This window comes from Bacillus taeanensis, from assembly GCF_003318295.1.
Lineage (GTDB): Bacteria > Bacillota > Bacilli > Bacillales > UBA6769 > Maribacillus > Maribacillus taeanensis.
In genome coordinates this window covers 1-20,252 of record NZ_QOCW01000035.1, presented here as the reverse complement: position 1 = coordinate 20,252, position 20,252 = coordinate 1, and the positions used below count along the sequence as shown (strand labels likewise).

At 36.9% G+C, this 20,252-nt stretch carries 19 protein-coding genes; 2 read left to right on the top strand and 17 right to left on the bottom strand.

Features of this window, described 5'->3' with window-relative positions:
• Positions 1–12: 12 nt before the first annotated feature.
• Positions 13–378, bottom strand: coding sequence for an Asp23/Gls24 family envelope stress response protein (locus DS031_RS21760; protein WP_113808277.1), 366 nt, complete (start codon positions 376–378; stop codon positions 13–15).
• A gap of 282 nt (positions 379–660) precedes the next feature.
• On the opposite strand from DS031_RS21760, the gene rpmB reads away from it, so the two are divergent.
• Positions 661–846 (top strand): 50S ribosomal protein L28, encoded by a 186-nt coding sequence (gene rpmB, locus DS031_RS21755; protein WP_113808276.1) that lies wholly within the window; start codon positions 661–663, stop codon positions 844–846.
• 53 nt (positions 847–899) lie between these two features.
• On the opposite strand, the gene spoVM is transcribed toward rpmB, so the two are convergent.
• The 16 genes from spoVM to DS031_RS21675 form a co-directional block, all read right to left on the bottom strand.
• Positions 900–977, bottom strand: a complete 78-nt coding sequence (gene spoVM / locus DS031_RS21750) for a stage V sporulation protein SpoVM (RefSeq protein WP_113808300.1) — start codon at positions 975–977, stop codon at positions 900–902.
• A 92-nt stretch (positions 978–1,069) separates the two neighbouring features.
• Positions 1,070–1,723, bottom strand: a complete 654-nt coding sequence (locus DS031_RS21745; protein ID WP_113808275.1) for a thiamine diphosphokinase — start codon at positions 1,721–1,723, stop codon at positions 1,070–1,072.
• A gap of 187 nt (positions 1,724–1,910) precedes the next feature.
• The gene (gene rpe, locus DS031_RS21740; protein ID WP_113808274.1) at positions 1,911–2,555 is read right to left on the bottom strand and encodes a ribulose-phosphate 3-epimerase; all 645 of its coding nucleotides are present in this window, start codon (positions 2,553–2,555) and stop codon (positions 1,911–1,913) included.
• A 2-nt stretch (positions 2,556–2,557) separates the two neighbouring features.
• Positions 2,558–3,439, bottom strand: a complete 882-nt coding sequence (gene rsgA, locus DS031_RS21735; protein ID WP_113808273.1) for a ribosome small subunit-dependent GTPase A — start codon at positions 3,437–3,439, stop codon at positions 2,558–2,560.
• A gap of 1 nt (position 3,440) precedes the next feature.
• On the bottom strand, positions 3,441–5,510 hold the full coding sequence (pknB, locus tag DS031_RS21730; protein ID WP_113808272.1) for a Stk1 family PASTA domain-containing Ser/Thr kinase: 2,070 nt from the start codon (positions 5,508–5,510) through the stop codon (positions 3,441–3,443).
• The gene (locus DS031_RS21725; protein WP_113808271.1) at positions 5,510–6,268 is read right to left on the bottom strand and encodes a Stp1/IreP family PP2C-type Ser/Thr phosphatase; all 759 of its coding nucleotides are present in this window, start codon (positions 6,266–6,268) and stop codon (positions 5,510–5,512) included. Before DS031_RS21725 ends, pknB begins: the two co-directional genes overlap by 1 nt.
• Before the next feature lie 6 nt (positions 6,269–6,274).
• Positions 6,275–7,354, bottom strand: coding sequence for a dual-specificity RNA methyltransferase RlmN (gene rlmN, locus DS031_RS21720; protein ID WP_113808270.1), 1,080 nt, complete (start codon positions 7,352–7,354; stop codon positions 6,275–6,277).
• A gap of 14 nt (positions 7,355–7,368) precedes the next feature.
• Complete coding sequence (gene rsmB / locus DS031_RS21715) at positions 7,369–8,724, bottom strand: 16S rRNA (cytosine(967)-C(5))-methyltransferase RsmB (protein WP_113808269.1); 1,356 nt, start codon at positions 8,722–8,724, stop codon at positions 7,369–7,371.
• A complete protein-coding gene (fmt, locus tag DS031_RS21710; protein WP_113808268.1) occupies positions 8,717–9,655 on the bottom strand; it encodes a methionyl-tRNA formyltransferase in 939 nt (312 codons plus the stop codon). The genes rsmB and fmt overlap by 8 nt, the downstream gene beginning before the upstream one ends.
• A gap of 64 nt (positions 9,656–9,719) precedes the next feature.
• Positions 9,720–12,137 carry a primosomal protein N' gene (priA, locus tag DS031_RS21705; protein ID WP_113808267.1) on the bottom strand — a complete coding sequence of 806 codons (2,418 nt, stop codon included), beginning with the start codon at positions 12,135–12,137 and terminating at the stop codon, positions 9,720–9,722.
• Entirely contained in the window at positions 12,134–13,345 is a 1,212-nt protein-coding gene (coaBC, locus tag DS031_RS21700; protein ID WP_113808266.1) for a bifunctional phosphopantothenoylcysteine decarboxylase/phosphopantothenate--cysteine ligase CoaBC, read from the bottom strand. Before coaBC ends, priA begins: the two co-directional genes overlap by 4 nt.
• A 63-nt stretch (positions 13,346–13,408) precedes the next feature.
• On the bottom strand, positions 13,409–13,621 hold the full coding sequence (gene rpoZ / locus DS031_RS21695; protein WP_113808265.1) for a DNA-directed RNA polymerase subunit omega: 213 nt from the start codon (positions 13,619–13,621) through the stop codon (positions 13,409–13,411).
• Positions 13,622–13,623: 2 nt separating this feature from the next.
• A complete protein-coding gene (gene gmk / locus DS031_RS21690) occupies positions 13,624–14,238 on the bottom strand; it encodes a guanylate kinase (RefSeq protein ID WP_113808264.1) in 615 nt (204 codons plus the stop codon).
• Between the two features lie 34 nt (positions 14,239–14,272).
• Positions 14,273–14,539: an extracellular matrix/biofilm regulator RemA gene (gene remA / locus DS031_RS21685; RefSeq protein WP_113808263.1), complete on the bottom strand. Its 267-nt coding sequence runs from the start codon at positions 14,537–14,539 to the stop codon at positions 14,273–14,275.
• Positions 14,540–14,586: 47 nt separating this feature from the next.
• Positions 14,587–15,468: a YicC/YloC family endoribonuclease gene (locus tag DS031_RS21680; protein WP_113808299.1), complete on the bottom strand. Its 882-nt coding sequence runs from the start codon at positions 15,466–15,468 to the stop codon at positions 14,587–14,589.
• A 157-nt stretch (positions 15,469–15,625) separates the two neighbouring features.
• Positions 15,626–18,307: a calcium-translocating P-type ATPase, SERCA-type gene (locus DS031_RS21675; protein WP_113808262.1), complete on the bottom strand. Its 2,682-nt coding sequence runs from the start codon at positions 18,305–18,307 to the stop codon at positions 15,626–15,628.
• A 113-nt stretch (positions 18,308–18,420) separates the two neighbouring features.
• Between DS031_RS21675 and DS031_RS21670 the strand changes: the two genes are divergently transcribed.
• Entirely contained in the window at positions 18,421–20,124 is a 1,704-nt protein-coding gene (locus tag DS031_RS21670) for an Rqc2 family fibronectin-binding protein (protein ID WP_113808261.1), read from the top strand.
• Positions 20,125–20,252: the final 128 nt, after the last annotated feature.

The window sequence follows — 20,252 nt, the reverse complement described above, 5'->3', positions numbered from 1 at the left end:
AAAAACTCCTCCTTACTCAGCGTTCACCACTCGGACTCCTTGTATATAAATATTAATTGTGTCTACTGATAATCCAAGCATTTTATCAAGTTGATATTTTACTTTTGTTTGGACATTATGTGCGACTTCTGATATTTTTGTTCCATAACTCACAATAATATACAAGTCAATATGTATTCTCTCTTCTTCTTTTCTAACAATAATGCCTCGCTTAAAATTCTCTCGTCCTAATAATTCTGAAATTCCGTCTTTTAATTGTTTTTGTGATGCCATCCCTACGATTCCATAACAATCAATTGCAGCCCCCCCTGCAATTGCAGCAATTACGTCATTATTAATATCAATTTGACCATATGTTGTATTCATTTCAATTGTCAAAATAAGGACCTCCTTTTATGAATTTCAATTCATTTTTTCCAATAAAAAGAATTGTAAAGAGGATTACTGTGTCCATTTATACTGTTATTTTACTATACCCAGCTCCTTTTTAAAAGAAACCAAACTGTTTTGAATGATAAACTGTTATTTTAGTTGGTGTTAAGTTTTTTTCTTGATAGATGCAATGAATATGTTGCATTATTTAAAGTGAGATGATAATATGTATAAGTATTGACTGTAAAGTTATCATACTTGATGTTTGGATTGAAGGAGGTTTTTTGAATGGCTAAATGTGTAGTTACTGGACGCAAAACAACATTTGGAAATAAGCGTTCTCACGCATTAAATGCATCAAAGCGTAAATGGGGCGCTAACTTACAAAAAGTAAGAATTTTAGTTGATGGTAAACCTAAAAAAGTTTGGGTTTCTGCCCGCGCTCTTAAGTCTGGCAAAGTAGAGCGTGTATAATAGGACGAAAGTAATAAAACAAAAAAGCACCGAATCGGTGCTTTTTTGTTTTATTACTTTTTAAATGACCCTAGCAGCGCTCGAATAACCCCCCCGAGAAATTTAGGTAACTTAATCGTATAAAACTTCATATTTCCCCTCCTCTTAGGAAAATACTAACTAGATATAAGAAAAAGACAATTTCTCTACTATTATATTCAGCTGTTTAAAAATAGTACCTTTTTCAATAATTAGAATGATCGCGGCTCTTTACCATTATTAATATGCCGTTTAAAAAAGAATAACACCCTTTTTCTTCTACTAATTCATTTGAAATACATAAAGAGGAACCCCAACTAAGCTGCTCATTCTCCAAAGGATACTTAAATCCTTTTAATGTCAAACCTTCAACCGAATGAGAAAACGAAATAAACGAGACGTATTTAAAATAATTTTCTTTATTGATTATATAACTTCCAGGTCCTACCATCGACAGCTTGTTTTGCTTATCTACAATGGACATTTTTAGATTGTTTTGAAACCCTTTTAAAAGAAGCTGAATGTTTATTAATGCATGATCCAACCTTCCTCCAGTAGCTCCTAGAATGGTGATTTGTTCTGGTTTTTGTGCAACAGCCCAGTCAATTGCGATTTCTAAATCTGTTTGATCTTTTTCAGGAGCATAAATTTGTTTGTCCAATGAGTGAGAGGAGAGCCATTCTGTTTCCTCTTTTGTTAAAGAGTCAAAATCACCAAATGCATAGCGAGGTGTAATTCCTTTTGTTAATAAATAATGAACCCCACGATCAACACCTACCCAAACAGCATTTAATTCTTTATAAGGCATTAAATCGTGATAATCTATTTCAGGACCATTAGCTAAAATAATAATATGCATAAATGCCTCCTAGGTTGTATAAAATTTTTATTACACAAAAAATAGGAGGCTAACTCAAAAGCACAGGGTCAGACTCTCCTCATCCAATATATCGGTAATTCTTTGTAAACAACCGCTATATGCTCCATGGATTTGAGGGGGTCAGACCCTAGTGAGTCATCCTCCTGCTCTTTTTAAAAATTACATGTTAACCACGAATGTTTCCAATTGCTTCTGCACGATCTTGTTTATTAAAAATAGCTGAGCCTGCCACTAATACGTTCGCTCCTGCATCGATACATCTTTGTGCTGTTTCGGCATTCACACCGCCATCTACTTCGATATCAATATGAAGACCTCTTTGTACCGCCATATCAGCCACTTCTTTAATTTTTGGAACCACTTCTTCAATAAATGACTGACCTCCAAAACCAGGATTAACAGTCATTAATAATACAAGATCTACATCCTTTATAACATGTTGAATAGAAGACACTGGTGTAGCAGGATTTAAAACCAATCCTGCTTTCACACCGCATTCTTTAATGAGGTGAATGGTACGATGTAAATGCGGACATGCTTCCACATGAACAGAAATAATATCCGCTCCTGCCTTTGCAAATTCTTTAATATATAGATCTGGATTTTCAATCATTAAATGAACATCAAGCGGTAAATTGGTAACAGGACGAATTGCATTAACAATAAGCGGACCAATTGTAATATTTGGCACAAAATGGCCATCCATTACATCGACATGAATATAATCCGCTCCTCCATTTTCCACATCTTTAATTTCTTCCCCCAGCTTTGCGAAGTCTGCTGATAAAATAGATGGTGCAATTTTAATCATGATTAGTACCTCCGTTTTTGACTTTTTATTTCCTGTAGAAATTCAACATAATGTTTATATCGTGAAGAAGATATTTTTTCGCCTTCTACAGCTTCTCTTACCGCACACTTTGGTTCTTGAGTATGGGTACATCCTCTAAATTTACAATCATTAATAAGGGCACGCATTTCCGGAAAACAGTAAGTTAAATCTTCTGCTTCAATATTGTGAAAATCAAGCGAACTAAACCCTGGTGTATCTGCGACAAGCCCTCCCTCAATCTGAAGAAGCTCTACATGCCTTGTTGTATGTTTACCGCGTCCTAAATGCATTGAAATATTGTTAGTTTCAATGTGAAGGGAAGGCTCCAGTGCATTTAACAAAGACGATTTTCCTACACCAGATTGTCCAGCAACTACTGAGATATTGTTTGTTAGAAAAGGTCGAATTTTTTTTATTCCCTCTTCTTCTATTGTAGAGGTTAACAGAACTGTATAACCAACCTGCTCATATTGTTTAACAATTTCATCAACTTGGTGCTTTAATGTTTCATCTGCTAGATCATATTTTGAAAAACAAATAAGCGGCTCGATATCGTTTGCTTCAATATGAACAAGAAATTTATCGAGCAGCTGCAAATTTAAGTCAGGTTCTTTAATCGAAAAAACTAAGATTGCTTGATCAACGTTTGCAATCGGAGGACGAATTAACGCATTTTTCCGCTCATACACTTCTAAAACATAACCATCTGTCATGTTTTCGGCTTCATATTCGACAATATCTCCTACAAGCGGTGTTATCTTTCGTTTCCTGAAATTCCCACGTCCACGGCATTGAATTGTATTTTCTCCGTCAGCTACATAATAAAAGCCGCTTAATGCTTTTATAATTCTACCTTCTGCCATGTTATGTCCCTTCTTCTTGTTTTTTTATAGTTTTTAATTCATCATACGTATATGATTTTGTCGAAACTTCTTCACCATTAATAAATACTGCATAGCTTGCTTTATCTCCTTCTTTCACTTCAAGAGGAAGAATAAATTGTTTTGTTGCTGTAATCTTTTCCTCTTCAACAAGTACACCTTCAGAAGTAGTAGAATCTTTATAAGTAATTTTCAAAGCATATTCTTTTTCCTCTTCACTTTCCGGTATTTCGACATTTAAATTAATAATTCGTTTAATCGTTTCCAGCTTCTTTTCTGTTTTTTCTTTTTTATCATCTTGTTCTTTCTCTTTTTCTTTTTCTTCAAGACGCGGCTCGGGTCCTTTTGAAACAACTACCTTTACTTGGCTGCCTTTTGCTAGTTCTGTTCCTGGAGCAGGATCCTGGTCGATAATATATCCTTCTTTAATCGTGTCTGAATAACGTGCTTCCTGAGTAACCAGTTCAATGTCTTGAAGATTGAGTGTTTCTCTGACCTGATCTACCCCCCAATCTGTAAAGTTAGGAATAGTTATTGTATCTTGGCCAGTGCTGTATTTTAAAATCAGACTAGTGTTTTCCGGAACAACCATTGTACCCGCTTCAGGACTTTGTTCAAATATCACACCTTCTGGATGATCGGCTGTTGAAACACCCATCCATACAACGTCTTCATAACTGCCTTCTATAATGTTCTTAGTTGTTTCATAATCTTTCCCAATATAATCTTCAAGAGGCTCTTTTTCTTTCCCCTTGCTGACAAATAAGGTGACCATTGTTGTTTCTTTTTTCTTAACTACTGTGTTTGGAAGAGGATCTTGTTGAAAAACTTTCCCCGCTTCTACTTCATCATGAAATTCTTCTTGTCGTTTTGGCGTTAAACCTAAATCTCTTATCGTTTCATAAGCCTCTGTATAAGACATATCTCTTACATCAGGTACAGTTACTTCTTCTCCTTTAAAAAAGCCTGGAATAAATGTAATGGCCGCTACTGCTGCGCCGCCAAACAAAAAGAAAAATAGAAGTAAAAATAACAGCATTCTTTTCCACGGTTTCGTTGATAATTTCGGTTTCCCTTCAGAACTGCTTTCCTGCTTTTTAATGTCCCTTTTTTCCACCTGTGCTGGTTTCGTCTGCGCCTCGCTATGAACACTCATTTTAGGAGAAATTGGCGTTAGCACTTTTGTAGCTTCTTCATCATCCGATGGTGGTTCATATTTAGGCTCTTCTATGCGCGAAGGACTAAGAGCTGTATTAATGTCTTCTTCCATTTCATATACACTTCCATAACGGTGAAATGGATCTTTTGCAAGTGCCTTATAAATAATATTTTCAACACTTTGAGGAATAATTGGATTAAGAGCCTTAGGCGATTTTACTTCTTCCTGCAAATGTTTTAACGCTACTGTCACTGGTGATTCTCCTGAAAACGGCAGTTCACCTGTCACCATTTCGTACAGCACAATTCCAAGTGAATAAATATCAGATTTTTCATTGGTAATACCGCCTCTTGCTTGTTCGGGAGAAAAATAATGAACGGAGCCAAGTACTGAATTTGTATGTGTAATTGTTGCAGACGTCATCGCCATTGCAATTCCAAAATCAGTAACTTTAGCCTCTCCCTCTGTATTTAATAAGATATTATGAGGCTTTATATCACGGTGAATAATATGATGTTCATGTGCATGTGCAATCGCTGATGTAATTTGCTTCATTATCGCTAAAGATTCTTCTACAGGGATTCGACCTTGTTCCTTAATTAAATCTTTAAGTGTTTTTCCTTCCACATATTCCATTACAATAAAATAAGTATCTTCTTCTTCCCCTACATCATAAATGCTGACAATATTAGAATGATCTAAACTAGTAGCTGATTCTGCTTCCCGATGGAACCGTTTAATAAATTGCTCATCATTAGAAAATTCCGAACGAAGGATTTTTACAGCCACGATACGATCTAAAATTAAGTCATGTGCTTGATAAACAATGGCCATACCTCCATCGCCAATTCGTTTTAACAACTTGTAACGATCGTTTATTCGTTTCCCAATCATTAACCTTCACCCTTGCTCTTATGATCAGAAGAATGTTTTAATAAAGCTACTGAAATATTATCTTCTCCCCCAGCTTTGTTTGCAAGTTGTATGAGGTGGACTGCCATTTCATCTAAACTGTATTCAGAACGGGTCATTTCTTCAAGCGTTTCATCTGAAACTTTATTTGTTAGTCCATCTGAACATAAAAGTAATAAATCATCCTCTTCCCAAAGAACGGTTTGGATATCAATATATATTGATTCTTCTGTGCCAAGCGCGCGAAGCAATACATGCTTTCTTGGATGATTTGAAGCCTCTTCCTCTGTAATTTCACCGCTTTTTAATAATTCATTTACAAGGGAATGATCGCTTGTTTTTAATGAAAACGCATTTTCATTTAATAAATAAATACGGCTATCTCCTATATGAGCAATTATTATGTATTGTTCTGTACATAATGCAGCAGCTAGGGTTGTTCCCATTCCTTTGCACTCAGGGTGGTTCTTTGCATAGTCTAATATTTTTTGGTTAGCTCCTAAAATAGCAGCTTCCAACCACTTTTCTGCATCGTGAGGAGTAAGTACCTCGTTTACATGTTCCCACTTTTCTTTTAAAAAAGAGACTGCCATCGTACTGGCTACATCTCCAGCACGATGACCTCCCATTCCATCAGCAACAACAGCAAGCACTGACTGATTATTTTTTATAAAAATACCACCGCTGTCTTCATTATGCGGTCTCACTTTGCCTTTATCCGTTTTAAACACCGTTTCCAACCCTTGTCACCTCGTCTCTTCTTTGCGCTCCTTAGCACGTAACTGCCCACAGGCTGCATCAATGTCATGTCCTTGTTCACGACGAATTGTTACATTTACCCCACATTTTTTCAATGTGCGCTCAAATTCAAAGATCTGCTCCTTAGGTGTGCGTACATAATCGCGTTCTGGAACATAGTTTACCGGAATTAAGTTAACATGGCATTTCACATCTTTAATTAAATTAGCAAGTTCTTCCGCATGCTCTACTTGATCGTTCACCCCACCGAATAATCCATATTCAAACGTAACACGTCTTCCTGTTTTTTCAATATAGTAACGAATCGAATCCATTAATTTCGGAAGCGGAAATGCTTTGTTAATCGGCATTAATCGACTGCGAATCTCCGTATTTGGCGCATGAAGGGAAATCGCAAAATTAATTTGCAATTTTTCATCTGCAAATTGATAAATTTTAGGCACAACTCCACTAGTTGAAACGGTAATATGGCGAGCACCAATATTTAACCCTTTTGAATCATTAACCGTCTTTAAAAAAGAGAGTAAAGGATCATAATTATCAAAAGGTTCACCAATGCCCATTACGACAATTGAACTTACACGTTCTTCTGTTGCATCTAGATCCCGCTGCACCTGCACAACTTGTGCGACAATTTCACCTGCTTCAAGATTCCGTTTTAATCCACCAAGAGTAGAAGCACAAAACGTACAGCCTAAGCGGCAGCCAACTTGTGTTGTGACACAAATACTGTTTCCATATTCATGGCGCATCAGCACAGTTTCAATTGAATAACCATCATGTAATTCAAATAAAAATTTAATTGTACCATCTTTTGATTCTTGGCGAACAAGCTGTTTCATTGGTGTGACTTGAAATTGTTCCGTTAATTTTTCTCGTAATGATTTTGAAAGGTTTGTCATATCATCAAAGCTTGTTACACGTTTTTTATATAACCAATCAAACAATTGGTCTACTCTAAATGTCGGTTCATCGTTTTCTTTTAACCATTTTTTTAATTCGTGATACTGCATGGAATAAATAGAAGGTTTTTTTACGTTTGTTTTTTCTCCTACTGCTGCTTCCATGTTGTCACCACCTTTCATGTTGTTTGTTTTTTAATACAAGCGATAAAGAAACCATCGCTGTTAAAATAATGCGGCAATATTTGCACATAACCATTTTGCTTATTTATATAAGGCAAAAGCTGTGCTGGAAGACGTTCCGTTAACATGCTGTCAAACGTAAATTCCGGATGAGACTGCACAAATTGTTTGATTACTTCTTCATTTTCTTCCTTTTCAATTGTACAGGTGCTGTATACAAGCATACCGCCCGGCTTTAATAACGAAGAAGCTGCTTCTAATATTTCTAACTGCACGCTTTGAATTGCAGCAATATCTTCTTCTTGTTTGCTCCACTTTATATCAGGCTTGCGGTGAATCACCCCAAAGCCTGTACATGGGGCATCCACTAGAATTTTATCAAAGGACTCTTTGTTAAAGCTCTCCTTTGCTTTTCGGCTGTCTAAAGTCATTGTTTTCACATTGTTAAGTTTTAAACGCCCTACAGCTTGATTAATTAGTTTGATTTTATGTGCATGAAGATCAAGCGCTGTAACTTCACCTGTATTTCGTAATAGTTCAGCAATATGAGTGGTTTTTCCTCCAGGCGCTGCACAGCAGTCAAGAATGCGTTCATCTTGTTGAGGATGAAGCGCACGTGCTACAAGCATGGAACTTTCATCTTGTATCGTAACATACCCTTCTTTAAATGTTTTCGTTTTCGGTATATTTCCATTCACTACTTCAATAGCATCACTTGAAAGTTTTCCAGGCTTTACTGCTACACCTTCATCTGCCAGACTTTCAATCACTTCTTCTCTCGTTGTTCGATACGTATTCACTCTCGCTGAAACGGCAGGAATCTTCAAATTGGCTTCACAAATTTTTTGCGCGGCTTCTTCTCCATATTGGGCAATCCAGCGGTTTACAAGCCATATAGGATGACTATATTCAACAGCTATGCGTTCTGATGGAGAACTAATTTCCGAAAAATCCTGCACATCTTTTCTTTGAAAATTGCGTAAAATGCCGTTTACCATACTCGCTAAACCGGAGTGGCCTTTTTTCTTTGCGATTTCTACAGCTTCAAATAGTACCGCTCTAGCAGGAATTCGATCTAAATAGACCATTTGATAAATTGACATATGAAGCAGCGTTAGCACCCATCTATCTTTTGCCTTAATGCGTTTCGGTAAAAAAGGATTCAAGTAGTATTCAAGCGTTAATTGACGTTGTACGGTTCCATATACAAGCTCTGTTAACAAACCAATATCTTTATCATTTAAATCATGCTTATTAATGGTTTGATTAAGAAGCAAGTTGCTGTATGCTTGCTCTTTATTTATTTTTAATAACAACTCAAGTGCAAGTTGGCGAACATTTGAATTACTCATTTGTTTCTCCTAACTTTATTCCTTCTATGCTCTTACGTCCTTGAAGAAATTGTGATGCTGTCATTCTTTTTTTTCCTGCAGGCTGACATTCAGTTACTTTAATTGCCGTATTGTTTCCAGACGCAACAACAAAGCCATCGTCTTCAACAGTAATAATTCTTCCGGGTTCTTCTCTTTTCACTATAGGCACTTTTACGCCCCACCATATTTTCATTAGTTTGTTTTCAAAAGTTGTATAGGCAATAGGCCATGGATGCATCCCGCGAATTTGATTATAAATCTGTTCGCCATTATTCGTCCAATCAATTAACTCTTCTTCTCGTTTAATTGTTGGCGAAAAAGTAACTTTTTCCTCATCTTGTGCGATCGGTTTAATTTCTCCTCGCACAAGCGCTGGAATCGTTTCAGACAGCAGTTTTGCTCCTGCTGCACTTAATTTATTATGAAGGGAACCAACATGATCTTCTTCCAAGATAGGAACTTCCACCTGTGTTAAAATATCTCCTGCATCTAACTTTTCTACCATATACATAATTGTAACACCTGTTTTTTCCTTACCATCACGGATTGCATAATGAATAGGTGCGCCACCGCGATACTCGGGCAGAAGCGAGGCATGAACATTAATACAGCCATACTGAGGTGCTTCAAGAATCTCTCTTGGCAGCAGCTGACCATAGGCAGCCGTTACGATGAGATCAGGATTAAGAGTTATAATTTCTTTATACTCATTTCTAATCTTTTCAGGCTGAAAAACCGCTAAACCCTGCTTTTCTGCTTCAACTTTTACAGGCGGCGGTGTTAATGTTCTTTTTCTTCCCTTAGGTCGATCGGGCTGGGTCACAACACCAACTACTTCATAACCATCTTCAACAAGCTGCTTTAAAACCGGTACTGAAAAATCAGGGGTTCCCATAAAAACAATTTTCATCTTTAAAACTCAACCTTTCATTCCTGCATATATTCATCTTATTTCTATTATAATTCACCTAACATTACATCATCATATGAGGATTGCGGTCAATGGAAAGAAGAAGCTTTCCTTGACTCGTTTCTTTTTCAAAATGCTGCAGTATTTCCCGTAAATACCCTGTTAAATTGGGTTCGTTTCTGTATTTTACCATGCATTGATAACGATATCTATCTTTGATTCTAGGAATTGCCGAAGCAACAGGTCCTAGAACAATCGAATGATCTTTTAATTTGTGTTTTAAATAACTTGTAATTTTCTCTGTCACACTTACAGCTTTCATTAAATCAGGATGTGAAACATTAATTAAGGTTAAAAAATAATACGGCGGATAACCATGCTGCTTTCTAGTGTGCATTTCTCTTTTATAAAAGTCTTTGTAGTTATGGGCACTTGCTAACTCAATGCTGTAGTGTTCAGGATTATAGCTTTGAATAATTACTTCTCCTTTTAACTCATGACGTCCTGCTCGTCCGCTTACTTGTGTTAACAGCTGAAACGTACGCTCTGATGCGCGAAAATCTGGGAGATTAAGCATTGCATCCGAAGCTAATACACCTACAAGCGTAACATCAGGAAAGTCTAATCCTTTTGCAATCATTTGTGTTCCTAATAAAATGTCTGCTTTTTTTTCACCAAACTGCGAAAGAAGCCGTTCATGAGATCCTTTTCGTGAGGTAGTATCTACATCCATTCGAATGACCCGCGCCTCTGGAAGAACCTTTGCAAGTTCCTCTTCCACTTTTTGGGTTCCGGTACCAAAAAAGCGAATATACTCACTTTCACAAGAGGGGCAAACACGCGGCATTGGCTCTTGATAGCCGCAGTAGTGACATTTTAGTTGATGATTATTTTTATGATAAGTAAGTGAAATATCGCAGTGCGGACATTCTACTACATGGCCGCAATCGCGACAAATTACAAACGTTGAGTAGCCTCGGCGGTTTAAAAAAAGAACACTTTGCTGTTTTTTTTGAAGACGATCGCTTAACTTTTCAAATAAACTATTTGAAAACATGGATCGATTTCCGGAACGTAATTCTTCCCTCATATCAATGACATTCACTTCCGGCATTGCCTGATCATTAATGCGACTTTGCAGTTCAATCAATCGATAAATATTTTTCTGTGCCCGCGCATAAGACTCTAGTGTTGGTGTTGCACTTCCAAGCACAACAGGACAATTATGATATTTTCCGCGATATATCGCAACATCTCTTGCATGATAACGGGGATTTTCTTCCTGCTTATAACTGCTTTCATGTTCCTCATCAATAATAAGTATTCCCAATTTTTCAAACGGAGCAAATATTGCCGATCTTGCTCCAACGACTACCTTTACTTGTTTGCGATGGATTTTACGCCATTCATCATATTTTTCGCCCTTTGATAAGCCGCTGTGTAAAACAGCTACTTGCGAACCAAACCTTCCTTTAAACCTAGAAACCATTTGGGGAGTTAACGAAATCTCAGGGACGAGTACAATTGCTTCTTTCCCCTTATTTAATACTTTTTGAATGGATTGCAAATAAATTTCCGTTTTCCCGCTTCCTGTTACACCATGAAGCAGCACTGTTTCATATCTGTTTTCTTCCACAGCTGCAAGGATAGGGGAAATGGCAGTCTCTTGCTTTGTTGTTAAAGAAAGCGGTTCTGTTTTTGCAAATGTTTTATTTTCATAAGGATCTCGGTAAATCTCGACATTTTCCTCTTTTAATAATCCTTTGTTTACAAGTGTCTTAACGGTTGAACGGGTTGTGTCAGCCATTTCTAATAGATCTTGAACAATAATCGGTTGATTGCTTTCTAAAAAAAGCGATAAAATTTGCCGCTGTTTTAAGGCACGATTATCAAGTGTTTCGATATAAGAAGAAAGTTCTTTATTTGAAACGTTTGGAAAGATAACGCGCTTTGTTTTTTTTGTTCCTTTTTCCTCCACACGATAAATAACATCTAATGCGCCGGCTTTAATTTGCTGTTGAAATTGTCTTAAAAGTTTACTGTCTGTTTGTTCAAGCTCTTCCCAAGGAATACGCTCTTGATACTGAAATCGCTTCTGAACTTCTTCTGGGAGTCGATCAAGCGTTTGTTGATGGGCAAGTGTAATTTCTTTTTTGTAACGAGCCTTCATTGCTGCTGGAAGCATTGCTTGAAAAGCTGAAATGGCAAAACATAACGTTTCATCTTTTAACCAAAATCCAAGCTTTAAAAGCTCTGCAGTTAATACAGGTGCAATATCAAGAACATCAACTAGCGGCTTTAATTTTTTGACTGATGATTCCTGCACAACATCCATAACAAATCCCTGAACTTTGCGGGGGCCAAACGGCACAATTACACGCATGCCCGGTTCCACAATTCCTTCCCACTTAACAGGAATTTGATAATCAAACATACGGTCCGTTTGTTTTACAGCAACATCAACGATTACTTTTGCAATCATCTCTGTTTATTTTCCTTTAAACAGCTGTGAACTTCTTTTAAAATCTCAAAGGCTACCTCTTGCTTTGTTAAAAGAGGTAATTCTTTTTTCTTTCCATTTCTATGAAGGATTGTGACAATATTTGTATCGCTTTTAAATCCCGCGCCTTCTTGAACGATGCTGTTTGCTACAATCAGATCTAAATTTTTCTTTTCTAGTTTTTGTAAAGCGTATTCCTCTATATTAGTTGATTCTGCGGCAAAACCGACTAAAATCTGCTGCTGTTTTTGTTTTCCTAATTCTGCTAATATATCTTTTGTTCTTTCTAACTCAATTGACCAACCATCTGGCTTTTTTTTCACTTTATCATTTGAGTAATGTTTTGGGCGATAATCGGCAACCGCTGCTGCTTTTATGACAACATCTTGATGAGAATATGCTCTTATGACTTGTTCATACATCTCTTGTGCGGATGTGACATGAATCGGCGTTACATTTGATGGTGTTAAAAGACTTGTCGGACCAGAAATCAACGTAACCTCAGCTCCTAATGCGGCGGCTGTTTCAGCGATGGCATATCCCATTTTTCCAGAAGAACGATTGGTAAAATAACGTACAGGATCAACAGCCTCCACTGTCGGTCCTGCTGTAACAAGCATTCGCTTATTTTTAAATAATTGTTCTTTAGGTGTAAAAAAGGCATGCAGACCCGCGATTATTTCTTCAGGCTCTGCTAACCTTCCTTTTCCTACATACCCACATGCCAATAACCCTTCCCCTGGTTCAATAAATTGATAACCAAACGAAGCGACAGTGCGCATATTTTTTACTACAGCAGGATGTTGATACATATGTACATTCATTGCTGGTGCGATTAAAACAGGTGCAGTCGCCGCAAGAATGGTCGTTGAAATCATATCATCTGCTATCCCATTCGCAACCTTACCGATTATATTTGCTGTAGCCGGCGCTATTAATATAACATCCGCCCAATCGGCTAAATCAATATGAGCAATCTTTTCTGGGTCTTTTTCTTCAAACGTATCAACATAAACAGCATTTCTTGCCAGTGTTTGAAACGTTAACGGTGTCACAAATTGCTGTGCCGATTCTGTCATCATTACTTTTACTTCTGCACCTTCTTGAAATAATTTACTCGTTAATGCAGCTGCTTTAAAAACAGCAATTCCACCGGTTACACAAAGCAAGACTTTTTTATTTTTTAACATAATCATAACCCTCCTCTACTAAAGCTCTCTCTTTCGTAAAAAAATAACAACCCAAAAAGGTTGTTATTCATCCATTTTCGTATCTGCAGGAGTACAATTTAATAATCCTGCATGAATTTCTTCAAGCGCTTTTCCAACATATTTGTGGGATTTTGGTGATTTTACTTTTGCATCATTATTTTCCTGCATAACACGAGCTCTTTTAGAGGAAAGCGTTACAAGGGTATATTTAGAGTCAATTTTCTCCATGAGAGAATCAATTGATGGATAAAGCATAATTATTCAACCTCCAGTAATTTTTTATATTTATCAACAAGTCGATCTTTTCGATAATGTTCAGCTGTGACAATTGCTTTAATGCGTTCACATGCTAATTCTACTCGATCGTTTTCAACCACATAATCGTAGTTTTCCATTAGTTCAATTTCTTCTTTGGCAACTTTCATACGATTATTAATCACATCATCTGTTTCAGTACCTCTATTTGTAATGCGGCTTCTAAGCTCTGATAAACTCGGCGGCATTAAAAAGATAAACACACCATTTGGAAAATGTTTGCGCACCTGCATAGCGCCTTGAACTTCAATTTCTAGGAGCACATCTTTTCCTTCGCTTAACGTTTGTTCCACATAATCAACAGGAGTACCGTAATAATTCCCTACAAATTCTGCCCATTCTAATAATTTATTATCAGCAATCATCTTTTCAAATTCCTCTTTTGATTTGAAAAAATAATCAACTCCATCCATCTCACCTTCACGCGGTTGACGTGTTGTCATTGAAATAGAGTATTGAAGATCTGTATCTTCATTCATAATTGCCTTTCTCACTGTCCCTTTTCCTACCCCAGAAGGACCTGAAAGAACTATTAATAAGCCTCGTTCTTTTTCCATGCTGTACCTCCAACAAATCTCTTATTTCGAAGTTTTAATTTTCTTCACTTAAATCTTCTTTATGTAAAACACGCTGTGCAACCGTTTCAGGCTGAACCGCAGATAAGATAACATGATCACTGTCAGCAATAATAACCGCACGCGTTCTACGTCCATATGTCGCATCAACCAGCATATTGCGTTCTCTCGCCACTTGAATAATACGCTTGATTGGAGCGGACTCTGGGCTTACAATCGAAATAATTCGATTTGCTGAAACAATATTACCGAAGCCAATATTAATTAATTTAATGTTATTCATTGTTTTCCTCCTAGTCAAACTATATAGCAATCGCGTTCTAAAAATAATTATTCTATATTTTGAACTTGTTCTCTTATTTTTTCTAGTTCACTCTTCATATCAACAACTTTTTGACTAATTGCTGCATCATTTGCTTTTGAACCAATTGTGTTAATTTCACGATTCATTTCTTGAACAAGGAAATCCAGCTTACGGCCGACAACACCGCCGCTTTCTAATATAGAATAAAACTGTTTAACATGGCTTTTTAGTCGCGTTAATTCTTCATCAATACTTGCTTTATCAGCAAAAACAGCAACTTCTGTTAAAATCCGAGCCTCATCAGCAACCTGACTTCCGTTCAAAAACTCATTAACCCGCTGTTGAAGACGGCTGCGATATGATTCTACAACAGAAGGAGCATATTGGTAAAGGTCTTCTTGATTTTTTTGAATAGTTGTTAATTTAGCTGCCAAATCTTCAAAAATTGCTTGACCTTCTATTTGGCGCATCTTTACGAGCTGTAATGATGCTTCCTTTACTGCTTGCAATAAATAATGTTCTAACTGTTCCGTTTCCGTTTCTTTTTCAATTACTGTAAACAATTCTGGAATTTGCAGCAGCTGTTCTAATGTTAAAGAGGAAGATAAATGATGCTTCTGTTTTGCTTGTTGCAGAATGGCTACATATTGATCCATTAATCCCCAATCAACTTCAACTGCACGCTTCATGATGCTTTCACCCTCAACAGCAATAAATACATTTACCTTTCCACGCTGCACATATTGATTAATATAACGTTTAATTTTATCCTCAAATACCAGAAGTGCCCGCGGTAAACGAAGAGAAACTTCAGTAAAACGGTGATTAACTGATTTCATTTCTACCGTAATGTATAAAGAATCTGTTTCTAATACTGTTCTTCCATAACCTGTCATGCTTTTAATCATCATATCACATCCACTTTTCTATATTAACCAATTTTATCACCTACAACAAGTATTACGAAAGGGATTCACTAGAAATACATATAATATGAGCAAAGTTTTCTTCTAAAATTCATGAGCATTGTTTAAACGCAATAAAACAAAAAAAGTAACCAATTGGTTACTTTTTTGTTAAAAACGTAAAACCGGCCAACGCTACCATAGGAAATGCCGATAGGGCTGAAATAAAAATCCATTCCCGTATTGAAAGAGGTGTAGTATGAAAAATAGTTTGCAGCGGCGGATAATAGATAACAACAATAAGAAGCAGCAGGGAAGATAACACCGCAAGCACTAAATAGAAATTTTCAAACGGATTTCGGTGAAAAATAGAACGTTCACTTCTGCAGTCAAATACGTGAATTAACTGAGCACAGACTAAAATTGAAAAAGCTACAGTTTGCGCTTTCAGCAGCTCTTCATATTGAAGAGTGTATGCAAATCCTATGACAGTTACAATGCCAATTAATAAACCTCTTGAAATAATTTTCCAAGCCATTCCCCTAGCAAAAACGCCTTCATCAGGTCTTCTTGGCGGTCTTTTCATCACATTTCCTTCTGCAGGATCAAGACCAAGCGCCATTGCAGGCAAACCATCTGTTACAAGATTCACCCATAAAATTTGAATCGGAACGAGTGGAAGGGGAAGAGCCATTAACATCGCGAACAGCATCACTAATATCTCTCCAACGTTCGATGCGAGTAAATAACGAATAAATTTTCGAATGTTTTCATAAATATTTCTTCCCTCTTCAATTGCTGCACGAATGGTTGTAAAATTATCATCACTTAATACTAATGAAGAAGCTTCTTTCGTCACATCTGTGCCTGTAATCCCCATAGCTATGCCAATATTGGCTGCTTTAATGGCCGGAGCATCGTTTATTCCATCTCCTGTCATCGCTACAATATGACCATTTGCTTGAAGCGCTTTGACAATTTTTAATTTATGTTCAGGCGATACACGTGCATATACATACACATCATTTACTACCTTTTCCAATTCAGAAGTTGACATAGTCGACAATGCATGACCATCAAGTGTTTGACCTTCTTTAGGTAAAATTGTTAAGTCTCTAGCAATTGCTTTTGCTGTTGTTAAATGATCGCCTGTAATCATAACAGTCTTAATGCCTGCTTCATGACAATTTCGAATGGCTTGTTGTACTTCTGCACGCGGCGGATCAATCATACCTTGTAACCCAATAAAAGTGAGGTTAGCTTCTGCATCATTTTCATGATTAGGAATTTGTGAACTTCTCAATGGTTTATAAGCAACCGCAATTGTTCTCAGAGCCTGGGATGCTAATCCTTCTGTCGCTTCTCTTACTTGTTTCTCAAGAGAAGCAGTCATTGGGGTTTGCTTATTATTCCACAATATTCGATTGCTGTTTGCTAAAACAACATCTGGGGCTCCTTTTACAACAATGTAGCGCTGTCCTGATTGATCTTCTATAACAATACTCATCATTTTACGATTTGAATCAAATGGAAATTCTTTTATAATTTGAAAATCACTCGTGCGCAGTTTAGGATGAATTCCCGCTTTCATCGCCGCAGTCACAAGGGCCCCTTCTGTTGGATCACCATCTAGTATGTACCGAGAACCCTTTTTTGTCTTTTCTTCACGAATAACAGCATGACTGCATAATAGACCAAACGTAAGAAGCTGCTGCAGCGATTTATATTGCTCAACTTGTATCGCCCTATCTTCATCATAAAATTCACCAATTGGTTCATAACCTGATCCAGATACTTGCCACTCTTTTCCCTCGCTCCATAAGTGGGTAACCATCATCTTATTTTGCGTTAATGTCCCGGTTTTATCAGAACAAATCACAGTCGCACATCCAAGCGTTTCAACCGCAGGAAGCTTTCTAATAACGGCTTTTCGTTTAATCATTTTTTGAACACCCATTGCTAAAGCAACCGTAACAATCGCAGGCAGCCCTTCAGGAATGGCGGCAACAGCAAGTGATACCCCTGCTAAAAACATGGAGTATAAATCATGCCCTTTCCATACACCTACAACGACAACTAAAGATGTTAACACTAAGGAAACCGCAATTAGAATTTTACCAAGTTCTTCTAATTTCCGCTGCAGCGGTGTGGCCATCGTTTCTGTTTTCTGAATCAAATCGGCAATTTTACCCATTTCTGTATTCATTCCTGTGGAAACAACAATTCCAACTCCGCTTCCTTTTACCGCCATCGTTCCCATAAAAGCCATGTTCTCTTGATCGCCAAGCGTTAAATCGGCACCTGTAAGAGGCCGTGAGTGTTTTTGTACTGGCACAGATTCCCCTGTTAGAGCTGATTCTTCAATATATAAGCCTTTTACCTCGATTAAACGTAAATCAGCACCAATTCGATCTCCACTAGAAATCGAGACAACATCTCCTACTACTACTTCTTTTGATGGAATATCCTTCCATACACCATCACGCATTACTCTTACTTTAGGAGCTGATAATTCTTTTAACGCTTGAAGAGACTTTTCAGCTTTAAATTCTTGGATGAAACCTAAAATACCATTCAAAAAAACAATTAATAAAATAGCAATAGCATCAATGTATTCTCCTAATAAACCTGATATAAGAGTAGCTGCCAGCAGCACCATTACCATAAAATCACGAAACTGCGCTAAAAACATTAATAGCGGCGACGTTTTTTCCGCCTCATTTAGTGCATTATAACCATGTTTTTCAAGTCTTTTCTTTGCAATGTTTTCTAATAATCCTGACGATCCATTCGTCTGCATTTTTTTCTCAACATCATCAATAGAGTGCTCATACCACTTCATTGTCACACCTCACATTTTCTTTAGAAATTTCACGATATCTCTTAAGGCATCTATATTCAGACAAGCTTAAAAAAATGCTATACTGATACCATGAATAGTAGAGGTGAAAGAATATGGCATTTGATGGTATTGTTACAAGAGCAATTACAAAAGAACTAGCTGAAAATCTAACAGGCGGTCGTGTGAATAAAATTTATCAACCTTATAAAACCGATTTGATCTTTAATATTCGCGCTAACGGAAAAAGTCACCAATTATTTTTATCAGCAAGCGCAAATTTTTCACGTGTTCATTTAACAAAGGAAAGTTATGAAAACCCAAAACAGCCGCCAATGTTTTGTATGCTGCTGCGCAAACATTTAGAGGGCAGTATTTTAGAAAAAGTGGAGCAAGTAAATAACGACAGAGTCATTCATTTTACGTTTCAATCTAAAAATGAAATTGGCGACAAAACAGAACGCATTCTTATCGCAGAAATAATGGGAAAACACAGCAATATTATCTTAATTGATTCAGCAAAAAATAATATTCTTGACAGCATCAAACACGTCTCTCCGGCGCAAAATCGTCATCGCACCCTTATGCCGGGCCAACCTTATGTTGCACCGCCAGAGCAAGATAAAATAAGTCCATTTGAAGCAGATGAAGAGGTGCTGTTACGAAAACTTGATTTTAATTCAGGGAGAATCGATCGCCAGTTGGTAAACATTTTTAGTGGTTTATCACCGCTTATTACAAAAGAAATTATTCATCGATCAGGATTTGCTGCTAAAACGAGGTTGCCGCATGCCTTTCTTAAAGTAATGAATGAATTTAAAAACCATCATTATCAACCTGAAATGGTGTTATCCAAACAGAAAGAAGCATACTCGGTCCTTTCTTTAACACATCTTGAAGGGGAGAGAAAAACGTTTAATACGATCAGTGATTTATTAGATCGTTTTTACTTTCAAAAAGCAAGCCGTGATCGCATTAAACAGCAGGCAAATGACTTAGAAAAATTTCTTCAAAATGAACGAAATAAAAATGAAAAGAAGATTAGCAAACTCGAAAAAACGCTGCAGGAAGCAGATAAAGCTGATAAGTATCAGCTTTATGGTGAATTATTAACAGCAAATATGTATGCAGTAAAACGAGGAGACAAAAAAGCGGAAGTGATGAATTATTATGATGAAAATCAATTGATTACGATTTCCCTTGATCCTCAAAAATCACCGTCCGAAAATGCACAACATTATTTTAAAAAATACAACAAAGCAAAAAATTCACTCTCTGTTGTCAGCGAACAGATCGAAAAAGCAAAAGAAGAAATTGACTATTTTGATCGGTTAATTCAGCAAATGGAAGCAGCCACTTCAAGCGATGTCGAGGAAATTCGTGAAGAATTAGAAGAAGAAGGCTATATGAAGCGTAAAAAACGACCTCAGAAAAAGAAAAATGATAAACCGCTTCTAGAACGTTATATATCGAGTGAAGGCATTGAAATTTTAGTTGGAAAAAATAATAAGCAAAATGAGTATTTAACAAATAAATTAGCTCGCAAAGATGAAACATGGCTGCATACGAAAGATATTCCTGGTTCACACGTCGTCATTCGAAATGTAGAATTTACTGAACAAACCTTAATCGAAGCTGCTAACCTTGCTGCTTATTTTAGCAAAGCGAAGTTTTCAAGCAGTGTGCCAGTTGATTACACAAAAATTCGTTACGTAAAAAAGCCAAGCGGAGCAAAACCTGGCTTTGTCACCTACGATAACCAACAAACCGTTTTTGTAACACCAACAGAAGATCTCGTCCGCCAATTACGCTCAAAATAACGAGGCTGGGACATAACTAGCTTCAAATAATGAAAAAAGAGAAATTGCGGACGCAATTTCTCTTTTTTCATTATTATGCCTTATATCAGTTGTTGTTGGCTGTGAATTTTCTTAAATTCACAGCCATT

Excerpts from the sequence above, each read along its gene's own strand:
- rpmB (WP_113808276.1), top strand. The coding sequence starts at position 661 with ATGGCTAAATGTGTAGTTACTGGACGCAAAACAACATTTGGAAATAAG.
- spoVM (WP_113808300.1), bottom strand. The coding sequence starts at position 977 with ATGAAGTTTTATACGATTAAGTTACCTAAATTTCTCGGGGGGGTTATT.
- DS031_RS21745 (WP_113808275.1), bottom strand. The coding sequence starts at position 1,723 with ATGCATATTATTATTTTAGCTAATGGTCCTGAAATAGATTATCACGAT.
- rpe (WP_113808274.1), bottom strand. The coding sequence starts at position 2,555 with ATGATTAAAATTGCACCATCTATTTTATCAGCAGACTTCGCAAAGCTG.
- rsgA (WP_113808273.1), bottom strand. The coding sequence starts at position 3,439 with ATGGCAGAAGGTAGAATTATAAAAGCATTAAGCGGCTTTTATTATGTA.
- pknB (WP_113808272.1), bottom strand. The coding sequence starts at position 5,510 with ATGATTGGGAAACGAATAAACGATCGTTACAAGTTGTTAAAACGAATT.
- rlmN (WP_113808270.1), bottom strand. The coding sequence starts at position 7,354 with ATGGAAGCAGCAGTAGGAGAAAAAACAAACGTAAAAAAACCTTCTATT.
- rsmB (WP_113808269.1), bottom strand. The coding sequence starts at position 8,724 with ATGAGTAATTCAAATGTTCGCCAACTTGCACTTGAGTTGTTATTAAAA.
- fmt (WP_113808268.1), bottom strand. The coding sequence starts at position 9,655 with ATGAAAATTGTTTTTATGGGAACCCCTGATTTTTCAGTACCGGTTTTA.
- priA (WP_113808267.1), bottom strand. The coding sequence starts at position 12,137 with ATGATTGCAAAAGTAATCGTTGATGTTGCTGTAAAACAAACGGACCGT.
- coaBC (WP_113808266.1), bottom strand. The coding sequence starts at position 13,345 with ATGTTAAAAAATAAAAAAGTCTTGCTTTGTGTAACCGGTGGAATTGCT.
- rpoZ (WP_113808265.1), bottom strand. The coding sequence starts at position 13,621 with ATGCTTTATCCATCAATTGATTCTCTCATGGAGAAAATTGACTCTAAA.
- gmk (WP_113808264.1), bottom strand. The coding sequence starts at position 14,238 with ATGGAAAAAGAACGAGGCTTATTAATAGTTCTTTCAGGTCCTTCTGGG.
- remA (WP_113808263.1), bottom strand. The coding sequence starts at position 14,539 with ATGAATAACATTAAATTAATTAATATTGGCTTCGGTAATATTGTTTCA.
- DS031_RS21680 (WP_113808299.1), bottom strand. The coding sequence starts at position 15,468 with ATGATTAAAAGCATGACAGGTTATGGAAGAACAGTATTAGAAACAGAT.
- DS031_RS21675 (WP_113808262.1), bottom strand. The coding sequence starts at position 18,307 with ATGAAGTGGTATGAGCACTCTATTGATGATGTTGAGAAAAAAATGCAG.
- DS031_RS21670 (WP_113808261.1), top strand. The coding sequence starts at position 18,421 with ATGGCATTTGATGGTATTGTTACAAGAGCAATTACAAAAGAACTAGCT.